Annotated in this window: 18 protein-coding genes; 2 read left to right on the top strand and 16 right to left on the bottom strand. The window is 72.4% G+C overall.

Going from position 1 to position 18,363, the window contains the following annotated elements:
* Window positions 1-33: 33 nt before the first annotated feature.
* From ABZ646_RS03045 to ABZ646_RS03025, 5 genes are all read right to left on the bottom strand, one after another.
* Entirely contained in the window at window positions 34-783 is a 750-nt protein-coding gene (locus ABZ646_RS03045) for a response regulator transcription factor (protein ID WP_360512333.1), read from the bottom strand.
* Between the two features lie 23 nt (window positions 784-806).
* A complete protein-coding gene (locus ABZ646_RS03040) occupies window positions 807-1,973 on the bottom strand; it encodes an ATP-binding protein (RefSeq protein ID WP_360512383.1) in 1,167 nt (388 codons plus the stop codon).
* A 111-nt stretch (window positions 1,974-2,084) separates the two neighbouring features.
* Window positions 2,085-2,972 carry a DUF5936 domain-containing protein gene (locus ABZ646_RS03035; protein ID WP_360512331.1) on the bottom strand — a complete coding sequence of 296 codons (888 nt, stop codon included), beginning with the start codon at window positions 2,970-2,972 and terminating at the stop codon, window positions 2,085-2,087.
* Window positions 2,973-2,984: 12 nt separating this feature from the next.
* A complete protein-coding gene (locus ABZ646_RS03030) occupies window positions 2,985-3,929 on the bottom strand; it encodes a type II secretion system F family protein (protein WP_360512329.1) in 945 nt (314 codons plus the stop codon).
* Between the two features lie 4 nt (window positions 3,930-3,933).
* Complete coding sequence (locus ABZ646_RS03025) at window positions 3,934-5,271, bottom strand: CpaF family protein (RefSeq protein WP_360512327.1); 1,338 nt, start codon at window positions 5,269-5,271, stop codon at window positions 3,934-3,936.
* Window positions 5,272-5,544: 273 nt separating this feature from the next.
* Between ABZ646_RS03025 and ABZ646_RS03020 the strand changes: the two genes are divergently transcribed.
* Complete coding sequence (locus ABZ646_RS03020; RefSeq protein ID WP_360512325.1) at window positions 5,545-6,831, top strand: hypothetical protein; 1,287 nt, start codon at window positions 5,545-5,547, stop codon at window positions 6,829-6,831.
* A 10-nt stretch (window positions 6,832-6,841) separates the two neighbouring features.
* Here ABZ646_RS03020 and ABZ646_RS03015 read toward each other — a convergent pair whose 3' ends face one another.
* The 5 genes from ABZ646_RS03015 to ABZ646_RS02995 all read right to left on the bottom strand — a co-directional run bounded on the left by ABZ646_RS03015 (window position 6,842) and on the right by ABZ646_RS02995 (window position 10,750).
* A complete protein-coding gene (locus ABZ646_RS03015; RefSeq protein ID WP_360512324.1) occupies window positions 6,842-7,219 on the bottom strand; it encodes a TadE/TadG family type IV pilus assembly protein in 378 nt (125 codons plus the stop codon).
* Window positions 7,219-7,548, bottom strand: coding sequence for a pilus assembly protein (locus ABZ646_RS03010; RefSeq protein WP_132891213.1), 330 nt, complete (start codon window positions 7,546-7,548; stop codon window positions 7,219-7,221). The genes ABZ646_RS03015 and ABZ646_RS03010 overlap by 1 nt, the downstream gene beginning before the upstream one ends.
* A 230-nt stretch (window positions 7,549-7,778) precedes the next feature.
* On the bottom strand, window positions 7,779-9,011 hold the full coding sequence (locus ABZ646_RS03005) for a P-loop NTPase (protein ID WP_360512322.1): 1,233 nt from the start codon (window positions 9,009-9,011) through the stop codon (window positions 7,779-7,781).
* A 12-nt stretch (window positions 9,012-9,023) separates the two neighbouring features.
* On the bottom strand, window positions 9,024-9,728 hold the full coding sequence (gene cpaB, locus ABZ646_RS03000) for a Flp pilus assembly protein CpaB (protein ID WP_360512320.1): 705 nt from the start codon (window positions 9,726-9,728) through the stop codon (window positions 9,024-9,026).
* A 92-nt stretch (window positions 9,729-9,820) separates the two neighbouring features.
* Window positions 9,821-10,750, bottom strand: a complete 930-nt coding sequence (locus ABZ646_RS02995) for a hypothetical protein (RefSeq protein WP_360512318.1) — start codon at window positions 10,748-10,750, stop codon at window positions 9,821-9,823.
* 191 nt (window positions 10,751-10,941) lie between these two features.
* Between ABZ646_RS02995 and ABZ646_RS02990 the strand changes: the two genes are divergently transcribed.
* Window positions 10,942-12,666, top strand: coding sequence for a glycoside hydrolase family 18 protein (locus tag ABZ646_RS02990; protein ID WP_360512316.1), 1,725 nt, complete (start codon window positions 10,942-10,944; stop codon window positions 12,664-12,666).
* Between the two features lie 54 nt (window positions 12,667-12,720).
* On the opposite strand, the gene ABZ646_RS02985 is transcribed toward ABZ646_RS02990, so the two are convergent.
* The 6 genes from ABZ646_RS02985 to ABZ646_RS02960 form a co-directional block, all read right to left on the bottom strand.
* Window positions 12,721-13,203, bottom strand: a complete 483-nt coding sequence (locus ABZ646_RS02985) for an ATP-binding protein (RefSeq protein ID WP_360512314.1) — start codon at window positions 13,201-13,203, stop codon at window positions 12,721-12,723.
* A 104-nt stretch (window positions 13,204-13,307) separates the two neighbouring features.
* Window positions 13,308-14,228, bottom strand: a complete 921-nt coding sequence (locus tag ABZ646_RS02980; protein WP_360512312.1) for an MEDS domain-containing protein — start codon at window positions 14,226-14,228, stop codon at window positions 13,308-13,310.
* A 15-nt stretch (window positions 14,229-14,243) separates the two neighbouring features.
* Window positions 14,244-16,562 (bottom strand): LuxR C-terminal-related transcriptional regulator, encoded by a 2,319-nt coding sequence (locus ABZ646_RS02975; RefSeq protein ID WP_360512310.1) that lies wholly within the window; start codon window positions 16,560-16,562, stop codon window positions 14,244-14,246.
* 181 nt (window positions 16,563-16,743) lie between these two features.
* Window positions 16,744-17,364, bottom strand: a complete 621-nt coding sequence (locus ABZ646_RS02970; RefSeq protein ID WP_360512308.1) for a hypothetical protein — start codon at window positions 17,362-17,364, stop codon at window positions 16,744-16,746.
* Between the two features lie 80 nt (window positions 17,365-17,444).
* Window positions 17,445-17,873: a RidA family protein gene (locus tag ABZ646_RS02965; RefSeq protein ID WP_360512307.1), complete on the bottom strand. Its 429-nt coding sequence runs from the start codon at window positions 17,871-17,873 to the stop codon at window positions 17,445-17,447.
* Window positions 17,870-18,363 (bottom strand): IclR family transcriptional regulator (locus ABZ646_RS02960; RefSeq protein ID WP_360512306.1); only part of this gene is annotated, 494 nt, incomplete at its 5' end. The genes ABZ646_RS02960 and ABZ646_RS02965, both read right to left, overlap by 4 nt.

Here is an 18,363-nt window from a genome sequence, read left to right as displayed (position 1 = left end):
GTCTCAGGACCCAAATCCGGACCCAGTTCATCCTCAGCTCACCCCCAGCCACTTGGCCGTGGCCTGGGCGCGGGTGGTGGTGTGGAGCTTGGCGAAGATGCGGTTGATGTGGTTCTTGACCGTCTTCTCGCTGATGAAGCAGACGGCGGCGATCTGCCGGTTGTCCATGCCGGTCGCGATGAGGTCCATGATCTCCGCCTCCCTGCCGCTCAGTTGAAACCGGGACTGAGGGGACTGTCTCACATCAGGTTGCACTTGCGAAGCTATTCGGGGGACGAAATCCCGCCGAGAGGAGAGTATTTCTCCTCCCTCGTGTGCAGTAGCAGAGCTCCTGATGTGCGCCAGCAACGCGTTCGTCGCCGTCGGGGTGAAGTGCGGTCGGCCCGCGCCCACGTCCCGTACCGCCTGGGTCAGCTGGGCGGTGGTGAACTCGCCGTGGATCAGGTAGCCGGCGGCGCCCAGGCGTACGGCCTCCTGGACGAGGTCCGTCTCGTCGCTGTACGTCAGCATCATCACCGGGGCGATCCTGACCAGGTGGGGCAGCGCCGTCATGCCGTCGACGACCGGCATGCGGACGTCGAGGAGGACGACGTCGGGGCGGTGGCGCAGGGCCGCCTCGTAGGCCGCGCGTCCGTCCTCGGCCTCCGCGACCACCGTCAGGTCGTCCGGTGCGGAGAGGACCGTCGTGAGACCCGCGCGGATCACCGGGTTGTCGTCGGCCACCAGGACGCGCAGGGGTGGCCGCGGGGGTTCCGCGTGCTCCGGGAAGGGGTGCTGCGGCATCGGGGGGCCTCCTCTCGTCTCCGTCATGGCAGGGGGAGCTCCACTCGGACCTCCGTGCCCCGGTCCGCGGACAACTCGATACGGGCGCCCACCGACGCCGCCCGCTCCGTCATGCCGAGCAGGCCGAAGTGTCCGGCGCGGCCCAGGTCTTCGAGCGTTTCGGGCGTCGCGTTCGCGGGGAGTCCCCGGCCGTCGTCGTGGATGGTCAGCAGCAGGTGGGTCGCGGTCGTCTCGACGCGTACGTCGACCCGGGTGGCCCGCGCGTGGCGGTGCGCGTTCTCCAGCGCCTCCGCCGCGATGCTCAGCAACTGGCGGGAGGTGGCGGCGGGCAGCGGGACGGGAGTGGCCGGGCCGTCGTACGTCGCGCGCAGGGCCGTACGCGCGGTGAAGTCGGTGACCAGCGTGCTCAGTTGGGCCAGGACGTCGGGAGCCGCGGCGTCCGGCTGTGCGCGCAGGTCCGTCAGGAGGTCACGGGACTGGGCGGCCGCTCTGCGGGCCGCGTTCGCCACCAGTTCCGCCTGCCGGCCGATCAGGGCGGGGTCCAGCCGGTCCGGGGACGCGGCCGCCGACCGCGCGAGGCCGTCCGCGATCAGGGCGACGCCGTACAGCGTCTTGGTCACCGAGTCGTGCATCTCGCGGGCCAGCCGGACGCGTTCGGCGCTCACCGCCTCCGTCGCGGCCAGCCGGGCCCTGGTCTCGGCGAGGGCCTCGGTGGCCGTGCCGAAGCGGAGCATCAGGGTGCGCAGGGTCGAGCCCATCGCGCCGGTGATGACGCACAGGCCGGGCAGCAGGAGGGACTCGGCCACGACCGTGTGGTGCCGCAGGGTCGCCTGGACGAGCAGCAGGATCAGGGATTCGAGCGACGCGAAGACGGCCGCTCCGCGCCAGCTGTAGAGGAGGCCGGCGAGGAGCGGGGTGCAGACGCTGACGTACGCGAGGGTGGTGTCGGGCCCGGCCGAGACCAGGAGGAGGGAGCCGAAGAGGGCGTCGGCGGCCAGCAGGGCGGGGTGGCGCAGGAGGAGGGGGCCGAAGCGCTGCCAGTCCCGGAACAGGACGTACGAGACCATGAAGGTGACGACCACCGCCGAGCCGGCCAGGCGGACGCCCAGGCCGGGGGTGGCGTTGAGGAGGGCCGCGGGGGTCGCCACGGCGATCATCGCGAGCCGGAAGCCGAAGACCTGCCGGCACATCGCCTGGAGGGCCCGGACCTCGACCTTCGTGCCCCGCTCGGCCCGCTCGTCCTCCTCCCCCGGTGTCACGGTCGTCGCCACCCCCGTCGTCACGGTCGTCGTCACCCCCGTCTACTTCCCCGTGACCGACCCGAAGTTGATGCCCGAGCCCAGCAGCAGGCCCGTCGCGAGCAGGAGCATCGTCGCCGGGACCATGAACGTGGTGATCATCAGCGTCGCCTTCGGGACCGCACGGGCCGCCTTGCGGCGGGCGTTCTGGGCATCCGTGCGGCGCATGTCCTTGGCCAGCGCGACCAGGGTGTCCACGATCGGTGCGCCCAGTTCCTCGCCCTGCTGGAGCGCCGTCACGAACATCGCGACCTGTTCCGAGTCGTTCCGCCTCCTGAGCTCCGTGAAGGCCTGGCGGCGGCTCATCCCCAGGTCCATCTGGCGCAGGGTGATGCGCAGTTCGTCCGCCCACGGCCCCTCGTAGTGCGTGGCGACCCGGTCCAGTGCCTGGCGGAAGCCGAGGCCCGCGCCCACCACCACCGCGAGGACGTCCAGGAAGTCCGGCAGGGTGCGTTCGATGACGTCCTTGCGGACGCGGATCGCCGACCAGATGCCGACCTCGGTCCAGAACGCGCCGAACAGGAGCAGGATCAGGGCGATCAGGTACTGGCCGCGCAGGAGGAAGACCAGGAACCCGGTCCCGCCGAGCGCGCCGTAGACCGCGCGGCGGGCCGCGTAGCGGTCGATGGTGAGGCCGCCGGGGTTGCCCGCCAGGTCGATCTTGCGGCGGTATCTGGCGACCAGCCGTGGGCCCATCAGGCGGAGCACGGCGGGGGCGTAGCGCATGCCCATGCGGTCGATGAGGGAGTTGGCGGCGCCGGTGCGGGTGGCGCCGACCTCCAGGGCTATCGCCAGGTCGGAGGGGAGCTTGACCTCAGCGCGGTACATGCGGACGCCCGCGAACGCCCCGTAGACGCCGAGGGCCACCAGGAGGGCCAGGAGGAGTGCCATCGTCACGATCCCCTACACGTCGATCCGGCTCAGGCGCCGGATGAGGACGAAGCCGACCGCGTACAGGCCGAAGGCGATGATGACCGCTCCCTGGCCGAGCGCGGAGCCCGTCATGCGGTCCAGCGTGCCGCTCTTGACCCCGTTCATCAGGAACAGGGCGCCGATGCCGAGCACCGGGACGGCGTACGACGTCATCGTCACCTGGGACAGCTGGGTGCGGATCTCGCGGCGGGTCTCCTTGCGCTCCTCCAGGGTCTCGGTGAGGTTGCGCAGGGCGGACACCACCTGGCCGCCGGCCCTGTTGGAGAGGACGAGGGTGGTGACGAGGACCACCAGTTCACGGGACGGGAGCCGTTCGGCCAGTTCACCGAGCGCGTCGTCCAGGGAGTGGCCGACCGCCAACTGGTCGGCGACCTTCCCCAGTTCCTCGCCGGCCGGGGCCTCCAGTTCCTCCGCCGCCATGCCGATCGCGGTGCGCAGCGCGAGGCCTGCGTGGGTGGCGTTGGCCAGGATGCGGGCCAGTTCGGGGAGTTGCCCGATGAACCGCTCGATGCGTTTCTGGCGCTGCCAGTTGAGGAACTGGACGGCGGCGAAGACACCGAGCAGACCGGCGATCGGGCCGAAGAAGGGGGCGAGGGCGGCCTGGCCGATGAGCCAGAGGGCCGCGACGGCCGCCAGCATGTAGGCGAAGAACTCGCCGGGCGTCACGTCCAGGCCGGTGGCCGCCAGGCGGAGTTCGAGGCGGCGGCCGATCCCGGTGCCGCGCAGCCGGCGGTCGAGGGTGCGGAAGCGGCGCCGGCGGCCGGAGAACGGCACCTGGCCGGTGTGGGAGAGGCGGTCCACCAGGGCGGCGCGCTCGGCCCGGCCGGAGGCGTAGCTGTGCAGGCCCGCCACGGTCAGCAGACACGCCAGCAGCGTGACCCCGGTGGTGAGGGTGACGAGGTCGTGCAGAGGCATGGGGCTACCTCGCTTCTCGGGTGGTGAGCTGGTCGAGGTGCTGGGCCACGCCGAAGGCCTGCGGGATCGGCTGGCTCGCCATGTAGAGGCGGTCGGCGGTGCGGCGCGGGAGCGGGAAGTACTGGAAGGAGCCGTGCACCCGGCCGTCGTGGGTCATGGGCCGGGCGTCGAAGCGGGCCACCGTGGCGATCCGGTACGGCTCGCTGCCGTGGCTGTCGAGTACGGCGATCTCGGTGATCCGGCGGGCCCCGTCGGCGAACCGGGTGAGCTGGACGATGACTTCGACGGCGCTGTTGATCTGGTCGTGCAGGGCGACGAAGGGGACCTCGACGTCCGACATGGAGGCCAGCGTCTGGAGCCGGGTCAGGGCGTCCTCGGCGCTGTTGGCGTGGACGGTGGCGAGGGACCCGTCGTGGCCGGTGGACATGGCCTGGAGCATGTCGAGGGACTCGCCGCCGCGGACCTCACCGACCACGATCCGGTCGGGGCGCATCCGCAGCGAGTTGCGGACGAGGTCGCGGATGGTGACCTGGCCCTTGCCCTCGACGTTCGCGGGCCGGGACTCCAGCCGGACCACGTGCGACTGCTGGAGCTGGAGTTCGGCGGAGTCCTCGATCGTGATGATGCGTTCGTGGGCGGGGATGAGACCGGAGAGGGCGTTGAGGAGGGTCGTCTTGCCGGTGCCGGTGGCCCCGGAGACGATGATGTTGAACTTCGCCTGCACCAGGCCGGCCAGCAGGAACACCATGTGCTGGTCGAGCGAGCCGAAGCCGATCAGTTCCTGGAGGGTGAAGGAGCGCGGGAAGCGGCGGATGGTGAGGGTGGGGCCGGTGAGCGAGAGCGGCGGGATGATGACGTTGACGCGTTCGCCGGAGGGCAGGCGCGCGTCGACCATGGGGTTCGACTCGTCGACGCGGCGGTTGACCGTCGAGACGATCCGTTCGATGGTCTGCATCAGCTGGTCCGCCGAGACGAAGCGCAGCGGCAGCTGCTCCACCCGGCCGCCGCGTTCCACGAAGATCGCGTCGGGGCCGTTCACCATGATCTCGGTGATCGACGCGTCTTCGAGGAGCGGTTCCAGGATGCCGAGACCGAGTGCCTCGTCGACCACGCGGCGGATCAGCTGGGAGCGTTCCGCGGTGGAGAGGACCGGGCCCTCGCGGCTGATGATGTGACCGAGGACACGTTCGAGACGGGCCCGGCGCTCGGCGGCGGCCAGCGCGCTCATCTCCGCGAGGTCGATCTCCTCCAGGAGTTTGGCCCGGTACGAGGAGACCAGGTGGCCGTCCTCGCCCCGGCTGCCGTTCTCCTCGGGGGAGTTGATGCGTGCCCGCAGGCTCATGCGTTTCCTTCGGCATCTGTAGTTGCACCTCAGCCATCGGACTCATGCCGTATGTACGGCACCGAGGTCGGGGGCGTATGTAAGTGCGCGGGTCGAATGCGTGACCTTTCAGGGCGGGTGTCGTTGATCGGATGACAGCATCACGGGTGGGAGGGGGCAGCAATGAGCCGGAGACTTTTGGTCGCCGAGGGCGAGACATCCCGTACCGCCTGTGCCCCAGGTGTGCTGCGTACAGGGCGGGATGAGAAGAGCGGCGGACTCCTGTCTGCTGCTGTGCTGGCTGAAAGGGTCGGCTGGGCCTCCGACCTGGTGTCCGGCTTGGTGTCCGACGTGCTGGCCGCGCACTGGAACAGCACCGATGTGGACGTGCTGGCCTCCGGTCAGGACGCGGGCGGCAGGAAGCTGCCGTCCAATGCCATGGCACTGCGCCGCCTGGGCTGGGCAACTGCCGCGCCGGAAGGCGTCCAGGTCAACGACCGTCTCGTGCGCATGGCGCAGGAGCAGGCCGGGCGGACTCTGCGCTCCGCGAAGTGGCGGGCCGACCTCACCTCCGGTGTGCTGGCGACGTGGCCCGCCGATCCGGGCAGGCGCACTCCTGAGGAGTGGGATGCCGTCCGCGCGGCGGTGCCGGGAGGGCAGCATCTGCCGGGAAGCGTCATCAAGTCCCGTACCCGGCACATCGCCGCCTTCGAGCGCGAGCACGGGCGACTGCCTGGCGACGTGTTCGAGGCCGAGGCAGTGCCGCGCGCCGCGCGAATGCTGCTGCTGTCCGCTTGCGACGGACAGCAGGCCACCATCGAACGCGGCGACGACCCCGCGCGGGCATTGCTGCGCCTGCAACTGCCCACCTGCCCCGACCCGCGCTCCTACCGGGACTGGACGTGGGTGTCCTGCCCAATCGCACTGCCGCCCGCCATCCCGGCCCACGCGGTACTGCACCTGCCCACCCTGCGCCTCCACCAGGGAGTCGTTCGCGCCGACGTCGCCTACACCCACGCCGTCCCGAAGGCCCAGCGCTCCGGCCACCGGGTCGCGTTGGGCGTGGACTGGGGCCTGAACACGCTCCTCAGCGCGGGCGCCGCCCACCTGCACGACGACGGCCGCATCACCGCCCTCGGCACCGGCGCACAGTTCCGGGCCGCCGGCGTGTTGGCCAAGCAACACAGGCTGCGCCGACTGTCCGAGTGTCTGCATGCCAAAGCCGACCACTACCGGCGACTCATCGGCGAAGTCTCCGATCATCAGACAGGTCCCACCCGGCGACGAAGCACACGCCCCGCGCCCAGGCGACGCAGGGTACCCTCCCCCACCAGCCCTTCGGGTCCGGAGGGGCACGTACCATCGGGCCGGATGCGGCTGCCCCGCGCAGCCCACCGGCACCAGGGCGTGACGACGATCAGCACACCCACCACCGGCCTCCGGCCCGGGAGACCGCCATACGGCCGACACAGGCCACGCGGAGCAGCACTGGGCGCAGGATTCCATCTCCACGCTCACGCATCCCCGCCCCGGTGGGAAACGATCCCGGACACTACGTCTGACACAGGATCATTTGGCTGATCAGAGACGCTCATGGTGCCGTGCTCCTCGTTCCGTGGTCGACGGGCATCGTGGCGGACTTGGTGGCGTTGCCCAGGTCCCAGACGATCTTCGGGATGTGGACGGTGGCGGTGACGGTGACGGAGTCGCCGCCGCCCGAGGAGGCGCAGCTCACGTCGATCCCGCCGCTGACCGCGTCGGCGCAGGCGGCGCCGACGTCCTGCTGCAGCGAGGCGGCCCGGGCACCGGCCCGGGCCGCCGTCCCGGCCTGCTCGGCGGCGTAGGCGACGGCGCCGAGCTGGATGCCGGCCAGGGCGACGACGAGGAGGATCGGGACGAAGCCGAGGTACTCGACGGCGACCTGGCCGCGGTCGCGGGGCCGCCGACGGGAGTGCGGACGGGGGTTCATCAGCGCTTCACCTCCTCCACCGTGCCGGCGTGGCCGTGCACGGTGACCGGGAAGTCGATCGTGCCGGGGAACAGGACCGGGACGCGCAGGGAGACGTCCGCGACGACCGTGCCGGTGCCGCCGCAGCGGTCCACCGTGGCGCCTTCCCGCCAGGCGCTGGAGAGGTCCTTCAGGGCGGCGGCCTGGCAGACGCCGAAGCGTTCGCCTCTCGGCACGGCCGTGCCGGCGCGGGCGCCCTCGTCGGCCGCGTTCCCGGCGAGGGTGAAGGCGTAGCCGGTGAGGACGGCCTGCCAGACGAGGACGAGGGTGAGGATGATGACCGGCGTCATGCCGATGAGCTCGATGGAGACCTGACCGCGGTCGCGCGGTCGTCGGTCGGGTGCGGCCCGGTGGCGGTTGCTCGCGCCCACGCGGCGGCAGCCGCACATCCGATACAGCCCCGCGCCCCTGGAGGGGCGCTCACCCTGGCGCCCTGCTTTCAGGGGCGCGGGGAACTGTGCGATCGGCCCCCAGGCACCCGCACCCGACCGACGACCCGCACGCCCCGTCCGCCGCCCCCTCATGGGAGTTCCTTCCGTCGTCTGAACCCCACCGCCGCCCTGCGTGGCACCGTCCGCTCCCCCGTCCGCACCAGCCCCAGCTCCCCCGCCAGCGCCCACAGCGCCTGCCGCACCGTGCTCCGCGCGTCCAGCTCGTGCATCCGCCCGGCGTCCACCGCCCCTTGGAGTTCCTTGAAGTTGGCGGGGACCGGGGTGCCCGCGACCGCCGTCCCGGTGATCCGCTGGATCAGGGCGGGCTGGATCTCGGTGGCCCTCGTGTACCGGTTCACCACCACCGTGGTCTCCTCGGCCTTGCGGATCTGCAGCCGGTCCCACATCCGGACCGTGCGCTTGGCCGCGCGTACGGCGACCACGTCCGGCGTGGTGACCAGCAGGGCCAGGTCCGCGGTCTCCACGGCCGCCGCCCCCGCCCCGCCGAGCTGGGCGCCGCAGTCGACGACCACCACCTCGTAGCGGGAGCGCAGGGCGCTGAGGATCTGGCGGGCGGCGCGGTCGGTGACCTCCTCGCCGCGTTCGCCCTCGGCGGGCGCCAGCAGCAGCGCCAGCCCGGAGTCGTGGCGGAAGACGGCCTCGGCCATGACGCGCGGGGAGATGTCGCCCACCGCGGCGAGGTCCGCGACCGAGCGGCGGAACTGGACGTCCAGGTAGGAGGCGATGTCCCCGGTCTGGAGGTCGAGGTCGACCAGGGCGGTGGGGTGGCCGGAGGCCTGCGCGGCGAGGGCGATCTGGACCGCGACCAGGGTCGCGCCGGTGCCGCCCTTCGCTCCGCTGACCGTGACCACGGTCCCGCCGACGCCGGCGAAGACGTCGGCGCCGTGGCCGAGGTGCCGTCGTACGCCCGTGGACCACTGGGCGACCGCCTGCACGCGGCCGGCCAGTTCCTCGTAGCTCAGCGGTAGGCCGACCAGGCCGCGGGCGCCGGAGTCCATCGCGGCGGCGAACAGGCCGGGGCTGGTGTCGGTGGTGACGAGGACGACGCCCACGGCGGGGAAGCGGAGTGCGACCTCGCGGATCAGTTCCAGGGCCGGGACCGGGCCGATGCGTTCGTGGACGACGACGACCTCGGGGAGTTCGTCGACCGACTCGGCGGCGAACCGGGCGAGCAGGTCCACGAGCTGGGTGGAGTCCACGACGGGGGCCAGGGGTTCGGCGTCCGGGAGCTGGCTGAGCAGGGAGACCAGGGACCGGGCGGCGTCCGCGTCACCGACGGCGGGGAGGATCCTGATGGGCATGCGAGGCGCCTCTCACTTGTCCGTCGCGAGTTCGTACGTACGGTCCTTGTCCGGCACGCTGGTCGTGGTGCCGGGGGCGACCAGGGCGAGCCGGACCCGCTGGGCGAAGGACTCCGCGTAGGTGAGGCGCTGGGCGTCGAGCGTGGACAGCGCGAAGGTGATGGGGACGGCGTCGGTGGGCTGCTGGTTCCGGTTGTCGGGGTCGACGTAGCTGAGCTGGGCGCCGACGTCCAGGACCCGGGCGTTGGTCACGATGATCTTCGACTGGTCGGGGATGCTGGACTGTTTGCCCTGGAAGGTGGCGTAGACGTTGACCAGGGCGCCGGGGGTGATCTTGCCGGCCACGCCGGTGGCCGCGTCGATCATGATGGCGACCTCCTGCTCGCCCGGTTTCAGCTCGGGCTGGTCGACGACCATGTCCGTCTGGAGCAGGGAGCCCTTCTTCAACGTGGTGACCGCGATCTTGCCCTGGATCTCACCGAGGCTGGTGACGGCGTTGGCGGAGAGCCACCGCTTGGGCATCTGGACCTTCTGGAACTGCCCCGCGGTCAGCGTCGTGTAGGGCTTGACGTCCGACCGGACCTTGTACGCGGTGACCTCGGGGCCGACCTGCGACTTCACGTCGTCGATGACGGAGAGCACGCCGGCGAACGCGCCGAGCGCGCAGATCACCGACAGGATCAGGAGTATCACGCCGCGGCGCTGACGGGAGTTCATGGACCGTGCGACCTCATCGGGGAAGCGGAGGATGTGGGGGAACCGTGCGGTGGGCGGTACGGGTTCGTCCGGGGCGGCCGCCGCCCCGGCGGTCAGGCGGGCGTGCGCTGTTCCAGGACGCGGGGCGCGGGCGGATCGTAGACGGGCGGGGTGGCGGAGCAGAAGACGCAGCGGTCGCCGATGACGTCGATACCGCACCAGTGACAACTGGTCTGCCGTACGGAGGTGACCAGTTGGTAGAGGACCGACAGGTCGGCGAGGTAACTGGTGAACTCGATCAGCCGGCCGGTCCCCCACCACTCGGCCGACTCGGCGGGCAGCGGGGTCTCGCGCAGGCCGTGCGCGCCCCAGGACTTGGCGAGGCCGCCGATCCAGTCCGACTGCAACTGGCCCTTGGCGACGAGCATCCAGGTGCTGAACTCGGGGCCGCCCAGCACGGCGTCCGGGCCGACGCGGACCAGCTGGGGTTCGGGATGCGCGACGACGGCGAACTGGGTGCCGGGCATCCAGGACTTGGCGTGCGCCTTGAGGGTGACCGGGACCCGGTCCAGCTTGGCGACCGAGCCGAGGACGGCGCCGCAGTGGAGGTAGTGGGTGAGCAGCCGGCCGGCCGAGGCGAGCACGCCGGGGCTCAGGTCGCAGGTGGCGAGCTGCCGCAACTGCCGGGCCAGCACGGCGATGCCGAGGGGCGGCAGGTCGGGGCGGAAGAGCGCGATCCGGTCGCTCTCCAGGAGGGAGCGCAGGGTGTGCAGGCGCCGGGTGACGGCGTCCGGTACGGCGCCGGAGTACACGACGACCACATGTCCGTGCTGCTCGATGAGGGCCACGAACTCGGCGAGGGTCTGTTCGAGCGGGCGCTTGTCGAGGTCCTTGAGGACGACCGCGGGCATGGTCCGCTCGTCCTGCACCGGCAGCGCCATGTCGGCGCTGGTCACGGCAATGGCAGTTGGCACGCGCAGCTCCCCGCTCTTCACACCCCGGCGGCTCACCGGTGTTACTCCAGAGAGCCGGGACGACTTCATTGCGTGACTACCTCAGCACTGTAACCACGCCTCTGTGGCCGGAGAACAGCGTTTGTGCAGCTGTCTGGGATCTGTGACCACACAACCAGCGCCAAATCGGGACAGGTTGAGCATATGACCGGGGCCTGAGGCGGTACGAATTTGGTCTGGACCTATTGACAGGCGAATTGGTCTGGACCAACTTGTTTGTCATGCCCAGACTCATCCCCCGACCGGCGTCCCCCCACACCGGACGGCGACGCATCCGCACCTGGTCGGCCGTGGCCACCCTCGCCACGGCCCTCGCGATGGCGGGACTGACCGCCGCCCCCGCCTCCGCCGCCGACGTCAACAACGCGAAGAACCCCGGCTTCGAGTCGTCCCTGTCCGGCTGGACCTGCTCCGCGGGCAGCGGTACGACGGTCTCCTCACCCGTCCACTCGGGCAGCGCCGCGCTGAAGGCGACCCCCGCCGGGCAGGACTACGCCCAGTGCAGCCAGACGGTCGCGGTGAAGCCCGGCTCGACGTACACACTGAGCGCCTGGGTGCAGGGCGGCTACACCTACCTGGGCGTGACCGGCACCGGCACCACGGACGTCTCGACCTGGACCCCGGACTCCGCGTCCTGGAAGCAGCTGTCGACGACGTTCACCACCGGCTCCTCGACCACCTCGGTCACGGTCTGGACCCACGGCTGGTACGGCCAGGCCGCCTACTACGCCGACGACGTCTCGGTGTACGGCCCCGACGGCGGTGGCGGCTCAGGACCTGCCCCGACCGTCCCGGCGACCCCCGCGGGCCTCGCGGTCTCCGGTACGACGTCGTCCTCGGCGTCCCTGTCCTGGGGCGCCGTCTCGGGCGCGACCGGCTACAACGTCTACCAGAACGGCACCAAGGTCTCGGCGATCACCGGCGCCTCGGCCACCGTCACCGGACTGGCCGCGTCGACGTCGTACTCCTTCCAGGTCACCGCGACCAACTCGGCCGGTGAGTCGGCGAAGTCGTCGGCGGTGACGGCGACGACCACCGCGACCGGCACGGGTGGCGGCGCCCTGCCCAAGCACGCGGTCACGGGCTACTGGCAGAACTTCAACAACGGCGCCACCGTCCAGAAGATCTCGGACGTGCCGTCCTCGTACGACATCATCGCCGTGGCCTTCGCGGACGCGACCGGCACCCCCGGCGCGGTGAGCTTCAGCCTCGACTCGGCCGGGCTCGGCGGCTACACCGTCGACCAGTTCAAGGCCGACATCAAGGCCAAGCAGGCGGCCGGCAAGAAGGTGATCATCTCGATCGGCGGCCAGAACGGCACGGTCTCGGTGAGCGACTCGGCGTCCGCCACGAACTTCGCCAACTCCGTCTACGCGCTGATGCAGACGTACGGCTTCGACGGCGTCGACATCGACCTGGAGAACGGCCTCAACGCCACCTACATGAGCCAGGCGCTGCGCGCGCTGTCGGCGAAGGCGGGCTCGTCGCTGATCATCACCATGGCCCCGCAGACGATCGACATGCAGTCGACGTCCAACGCGTACTTCCAGACGGCCCTGAACATCAAGGACATCCTCACCGTCGTCAACATGCAGTACTACAACAGCGGTTCGATGCTGGGCTGCGACGGCAAGGTGTACAGCCAGGGCTCGGTGGACTTCCTCACCGCGCTGGCGTGCATCCAGTTGCAGGGCGGGCTCGCCCCGTCCCAGGTGGGCCTCGGGCTGCCGGCCTCGACCAGCGCGGCGGGCAGCGGCTACGTGTCGCCGACCGTGGTGAACAACGCGCTGGACTGCCTCGCCAAGGGCACCAACTGCGGCTCCTTCAAGCCGTCCGGCACGTACCCCGGCCTGCGGGGTGCGATGACCTGGTCGACCAACTGGGACGCGGCCTCCGGGAACGCGTGGTCGTCCTCGGTGGGCGCCCACGTGCACGCCCTGCCGTAACCGCCGAGCGGTCCCGGCGGCCGACCGCGCCGCCGGGACCCGGGCCGTACGGCGCTACGGCTGCCCCCGACCGCAGCCGTCGCACCCGCAGGTGCCGAGCTCGAACCACACGGTCTTGCCCGGCCCGTCCTGGTGGCAGCCCCAGCGCCGGGCGAGCGCGTCCACCAGGTACATCCCCCTGCCGCCCTCCGCGAGGCCCGCGTCCAGCACCCGCGGCGGGCGGCGGTCCTCGTCGGTGACCTCACAGCGCAGCAGTCCGTGCGAGGCCGACAGGGTGAGCCGGAACCGGCTCGCCGCATGGCACAGCGCGTTCGCCGCCAGCTCGCCCGCCAGCAGCTCGCACACGTACGCCACGTCGTCCTGGTCGGCCAGCCCCCACTCCTCCAGCTGCCGCCGCACCGCCGCCCGGGCGTCGCCCGCCGCCGTCGGACGCGGCTCGTACTCGACACTCAGGTGACCGGCCCGGGTGGGTGGCTGCGGATACGCGGCGTACTGGGGGCCGGTGTCCGGGAGCCGGCCACCGAAGGGTTGCAGCATGCCCTCCAGCGTGCCGGTGCCCGGCTCCCCGCGCAGGGGGAGGAATACCTGATCGGGTACCCGCGTCCGCCGGGGCTGGGCAGTACGCGCGTACGGCGTCCCGCTCACGCGTACTGGACGCGGATCCTCGCCCCGTCGCCCATCACCCCGTCCCGCACGTCGACGTACGCGCACACCTGGCGGGTGAACCACAGCCCCTGACCGGGCTCCGGGTCCCCGCTCCCCGGCGGGACGAACCCGGCCAGCGGATCCGCCACGGCCCGGCACAGCCGCAGCTCGCAGACGCAGCCCGGGGCCTCCCCCCAGGCGAGGAACTCGATGACGGGCCCGTGCGCCTCGGCCGCCTCGGCCACCGCCCGCGTGAACAGCTCCGCCTCCGCGGGCGCGAGACCCCGCCCGGCAGCCCAGTCCCGTACCCCTTCCGGAGCCGTCAGCCGGACGGCCGACCGCGGTGACGGCGCCAACGGCACCGCGTCCAACTCCTTGACCAGCACCGCGGGTTGCTCGTACACCCCGGTGCCGGGGTGGGCCCGGCGGGCCGCGTCGACCACCGCCTCGCCCGCCGTCCGGGTGTCGTACGCGCACATGGCCGTGGTGGCGAAGGGGGCGAACAGCAGGTTGGCGAGGGACTCGTAGCGGATCCACTCGGCGCTCTCCCGGACCGAACGGCCCGCGCGTCCCGCCCAGTCGGGCTCCATGAGCAGGTGGACACGGCCGCCGGGTCCGGCGTTCGCCGCGAGGAAACCGGCGCCCTGCGCGACGGCGTTGGCGGCCGTGCCGGTGTACCAGTCGGTGTGGTCGATGAAACCGATGTCCTTGGCGCCGGTGCCGAGCGCGTCGCGCAGCACGGCCAGGTTGGCCGGTGCGGCGATGGCGACCGGCGGCGGCTCGTCCGGCGCGGCCAGGCCCTCGGCGAGGAAGGGCAGAGCGGCCGCGAGGAACGCGTCGTCCGAGCCGAACACGGCCATCCGGTGGTCGAACCGCCCCTGGGCCGCGGCGGGGCGGGCGCTCGTACTGCTGCTCATCGGGTCTCCTGTGCGTCAGCGCCGGGCGGTCACCCAGGCGGCGATCTGGCTGCGGTTGCGGAAGCCGAGCTTGCCGAGGATGCGTTCCACGTGACCCTCGGCGGTACGGCGGGCGATCACCAGGCGGTCGGCGATCTGCTGGTTGCCGAGCCCCTCGGCGACGAGTTCGGCGACCTCGGTCTCCCGGCGGGTGAGCCGGACCGGAGCCGTCCCGGACCCCGGCCCCGTCCGGGACCTCGACGGCCGCTCGTCGAGCGCGTAGGCCACGATCTCCTCCAGAGCCGACGCGCCGCCCCTGCCGTACGCGGCCTCGTACCCGTCCCGCCCGAGGGCGGTCCTCGCGTGCTCCTCGCAGGCGCGGCGGGCCGAGTTGAGGGCGGTGGAGCCCCAGCGGTCGCGGTCGATGTCGGCCCAGACGCGGTCGGCGCCGCCGAGGAGTACGGCGGTGCGCTCGGCGGCGCCCAGTCCGTCGGCGATCCTCGCGAGCAGGTCCAGGGTGAGCCCGATGCCGATCACGTCGTGGACGTCGAGTTTGCGGCGCAGCGCCTCGCGGGCGTGCGGCTCGGCCCGGCGCCAGTCGGCGCGGACGGCGTGGGCGAGGGCGAGGATGCGCAGCACGTAGGAGCGGACCCAGTCCTCGCCGTGCGCCGCACAGAGCCGCAGGGCCCGCTCGCAGACGGCGACGGCCCGCTCCGCACCGCCCAGGAAGGCGTGCGCGCAGGCGAGTTCGACCAGGTCCAGGCCGTGCAGGCTGAGGTGCTGGCCGGGTACCGGGCCCCGGGCGACGGTGGTCTCGAAGTGGGCGCGGGCGGCGGGCAGGTCGTCGGCGAACAGCTGGACGACCCCGATCACGTAGTCGGCGTGGGCGGCCTCCGCCGGGTCGCCGAGCCGCTCGGCGAGGGCACGGGCCTCGCGGGCCCGGCGCAGGCCCCGGGTGAGGTCCTCGGGGCTGCCGGCGAGCAGGGCGGAGGCCCACAGGGCACGGGCGCGTTCGGGGGTCGGCTCGGGGTTGGCCTCGAGGGCGCGGTCGAGCCAGTAGCGGCCCTCGCGCGGAGCGCCGCAGGCATGCCAGTAGAACCAGAGGGTGCCCGCGAGCCGCAGCCCGGCGTGCGCCCGGCCGGGGGCGGCGAGGCTGAAGTCGAGGGCGGCGCGCAGGTTGTCCTGGTCGGCGCGGAGCCGGACGACGGTCTCCCGCTGCCCGGGCCCGAACCAGGCCGCCTCGCAGGCGTCCGCGTGTTCCTGGACCCGGTTCAGGTGCCGGAGCCGGGCGGCGGCCTCCTCGCCGGGGCGCTCCCGGAGCCGGTCGAGACCGTACTGGCGCAGGGTGTCGAGGAGCCGGTAGCGGGCGGCGCCCCCGGCCGGGCCCTCCTCCCGGGTGAGGACGGACTTGTCGACCAGCCCGGCCACGGCTTCCAGGACGTCCGGCGGGCGCAGGTCGTGGCAGACGGCCTCGGCCGTCTCCAGGTCGAAGCCGCCGGCCAGCACCGAGAGCCGCGCCCACGCCGACCGCTCAGGACCGGTGCACAGTTCATGGCTCCAGTCGACGGCCGCGCGCAGCGTCTGGTGACGGGGCAGGGCCGCGGGGCTGCCGGCGGTCAGCAGCCGGTAGCGGTCGTCGAGGCGGGCGAGGAGCTGGTCGAGGCCGAGGACGCGCATCCGGACGGCGGCGAGCTCGATGGCGAGGGGCAGCCCGTCCAGGCGACGGCACAGCCGGGCGACGGCGGCCCGGTTGGCGGGGGTGAGCCGGAAGCCGGGCACTACCGCGGCGGCGCGGTCGGCGAAGAGGGCGAGCGCGGGGTGGGAGCCAGCCGCCGAGAGGTCGCCGTCCGGGTCGGGCACCGCCAACGGCCGCACTTCCAGCAGGTGTTCCTCGGTGAGGCCGAGGCGGTGCCGGCTGGTGGCGAGGACCCGGACGGCGGTGGTGCCGTGCAGCAGGGCGGCGGCGAGACCGGCGCAGGCGGCGAGCAGGTGCTCGCAGTTGTCCACGACGAGCAGCAGGCGGCGGTCGCGCAGCCGCGCCACCAGCGCGTCCAGGGGCGGCCTGGCGGAGTGGTCGTGCAGTCCGAGGGCGTCGGCGGCGGCGAGCGGGACGAGTTCCGGGTCGTGCAGGCCGGCGAGGGCGACATGGCGGACGCCGTCGGGGAAGGCGCGGGCGACCCGGGCCGCGATGTGTGCGGCGAGCCGGGTCTTGCCCACGCCGCCGGGGCCGGTGAGCGTGACGAGGCGGGCCTTCGCCAGCAGCTCACGGCCGGCGGCCTGTTCGTCCCGCCGGTCGACGAAGCTGGTCGTCTCGACCGGCAGGTGGCAGCCCCCGCTCGGCGCCGGTCCGCCCATGATCAGCGAGCCCTCCTCTTGGCCGTGGGTCCACGGTGCCGTGGTGGGCCGAGGAGGGACAGGCGGAGGTCACGCCGGCGAGTGCACTTCGGGAAGGGCCGGGTCCCCGGGCTGCGGGTGGGCTATAGTGCGGCGCTTTCGTTCGGCCCTTCTGCACGGCGGCCGTCGGGCCGGCCGCCGTTCAGTCGGACTCGGCGTCGGTGGCTTCCCCACCGTCCCCGCCGTCCCCGCCGTCCTCGAAGTACGCGTCCAGGACGGCGTCCAGCTGCTCCTCCCACTCCTGGAAGCGGGAGCGGGACGTCGCCTCGATCTCGATGGGGTACCAGCGGCGGTCCGGGGTGTGGACGGTGATCGTGAAGCGCTTGCCGAAGCGTGGTGTCTCGGTCTCGACCGCGCCGATCTCGTCCCAGCGGAACTCGCACTTCTCCTCGTCGAGACTGAGCCGCACACCGGTCGCGTCCGCCACTATCCGCGCACGGCGGTCGGCGGCCTCGAAGACGGGCCCTTCGGCGGACGCCTCGGCCCCTTCGCCCTCGGCGTCCTCGGCGTCGGCCCGCTCGGCCTCGTCCCCGGCTTCCGCGGCCGGTGCGGCCGGTGCGGCCGCGTCGGTGACGGTGCCGGCCTCGGCGACCTCGGCGTCCGCCGCCTCGACGGCCTTCGCCTCCGCGTCCTGCGGCTCCGCGTCCTGCGGCTCCGCGTCCTGCGGCCGGGCGGACGCGGGTGAGGTGAGCCCGGGGATGAAGGCCGGGTCGAATCCGGCGCCCTCCAGGGGCTGGCTGTTGGCTCCTATGCGCTGCTCCACAGCGGGCAGTATGGTCGAAGAACCTGTGCCGGACACAGTCGACCCCAACTTCGTTATGAGACGCCTACCCGAACAGGCCGTCAGGATGCCTGGTCCGGTGAGTCGAGCACGGCCAGCGCGTCGATCTCGATCAGCAGTCCCGCGGGCAGGCCGACATACACCGTCGTTCGCGCCGGGTAGGCCTGCGTGAGGCCCTGCTCGTCGAAGTAGCGGTCGTAGATCTCGTTCAGCTCGGCGAAGTGGCCGACATCCGTCAGGTAGACGCGCATCATCATCACGTCGTCCCAGGAGGCGCCGCCCTCCTGAAGGATCGCCTTGACGTTGGCGAGGGTCTGCAGGGTCTGCTCGCGCAGGGTGGGGCCGGCCGGAGTCGGGGGCCTGCCCTCCTCGGCGGGCAGGAAGCCGACCTGGCCGGCGACCTGGAGGAGGTTGCCCTTGCGGACGCCGTGCGAGAACTTCGCGGGCGGGGTGGTGTGGGTCTTCGGGGTGAGAGCGGTCTTCTCGGTCATCTGTTGCCGGCTTCCTGGATCGGGGTTCTGCCTGAGTACTCGCCGCTGATCGCGTCCGCCGTCCGGCGCACCTGCGGGAGCAGGGTGAGGAGTTCGTCGGCGGTGACGACGACGTTGGGCGCGGAGACCGACAGCGCGGCGACGACGCGCCCGTCGGCACCGCGCACCGGTGCGGCCACGCAGTTGATGGACTCCTCGTGGCCGCCGAGGTCGGTGGCCCAGCCCTGTTCGCGCACCTTGGCGAGCTCCCTGAGGAACGCCTCGGCGTTCGGTGTCGAACGGGCCGTGTACATGGGGTAGTCGAGCCGGCCGGCGAGGGCCCGCCGCTCCGGCTCGGGCAGGTCGGCGAGGAGCAGCTTCGCCACGGCGGCGACGGTGACGGCGACCGGCTTGCCGATCCGCGAGTACATCCGCACCGGGTAGCGGCTCTCGACCTTGTCGATGTAGAGCACCTCGCCCTCCTCCAGCACGGCGAGGTGCACGGTGTGTC

Source organism: Streptomyces sp. NPDC007162 (genome assembly GCF_040634175.1).
Taxonomy (GTDB): Bacteria; Actinomycetota; Actinomycetes; order Streptomycetales; family Streptomycetaceae; genus Streptomyces.
This window is presented reverse-complemented; position numbering and strand designations above follow the sequence as displayed.

Coding starts and splice junctions, on each gene's coding strand:
- ABZ646_RS03045 (WP_360512333.1), bottom strand. CDS start 783: ATGCCGCAGCACCCCTTCCCGGAGCACGCGGAACCCCCGCGGCCACCC.
- ABZ646_RS03040 (WP_360512383.1), bottom strand. CDS start 1,973: ATGTGCCGGCAGGTCTTCGGCTTCCGGCTCGCGATGATCGCCGTGGCG.
- ABZ646_RS03035 (WP_360512331.1), bottom strand. CDS start 2,972: ATGGCACTCCTCCTGGCCCTCCTGGTGGCCCTCGGCGTCTACGGGGCG.
- ABZ646_RS03030 (WP_360512329.1), bottom strand. CDS start 3,929: ATGCCTCTGCACGACCTCGTCACCCTCACCACCGGGGTCACGCTGCTG.
- ABZ646_RS03025 (WP_360512327.1), bottom strand. CDS start 5,271: ATGAGCCTGCGGGCACGCATCAACTCCCCCGAGGAGAACGGCAGCCGG.
- ABZ646_RS03015 (WP_360512324.1), bottom strand. CDS start 7,219: ATGAACCCCCGTCCGCACTCCCGTCGGCGGCCCCGCGACCGCGGCCAG.
- ABZ646_RS03010 (WP_132891213.1), bottom strand. CDS start 7,548: ATGACGCCGGTCATCATCCTCACCCTCGTCCTCGTCTGGCAGGCCGTC.
- ABZ646_RS03005 (WP_360512322.1), bottom strand. CDS start 9,011: ATGCCCATCAGGATCCTCCCCGCCGTCGGTGACGCGGACGCCGCCCGG.
- cpaB (WP_360512320.1), bottom strand. CDS start 9,728: ATGAACTCCCGTCAGCGCCGCGGCGTGATACTCCTGATCCTGTCGGTG.
- ABZ646_RS02995 (WP_360512318.1), bottom strand. CDS start 10,750: ATGAAGTCGTCCCGGCTCTCTGGAGTAACACCGGTGAGCCGCCGGGGT.
- ABZ646_RS02990 (WP_360512316.1), top strand. CDS start 10,942: ATGCCCAGACTCATCCCCCGACCGGCGTCCCCCCACACCGGACGGCGA.
- ABZ646_RS02985 (WP_360512314.1), bottom strand. CDS start 13,203: ATGCTGCAACCCTTCGGTGGCCGGCTCCCGGACACCGGCCCCCAGTAC.
- ABZ646_RS02980 (WP_360512312.1), bottom strand. CDS start 14,228: ATGAGCAGCAGTACGAGCGCCCGCCCCGCCGCGGCCCAGGGGCGGTTC.
- ABZ646_RS02975 (WP_360512310.1), bottom strand. CDS start 16,562: ATGGGCGGACCGGCGCCGAGCGGGGGCTGCCACCTGCCGGTCGAGACG.
- ABZ646_RS02965 (WP_360512307.1), bottom strand. CDS start 17,873: ATGACCGAGAAGACCGCTCTCACCCCGAAGACCCACACCACCCCGCCC.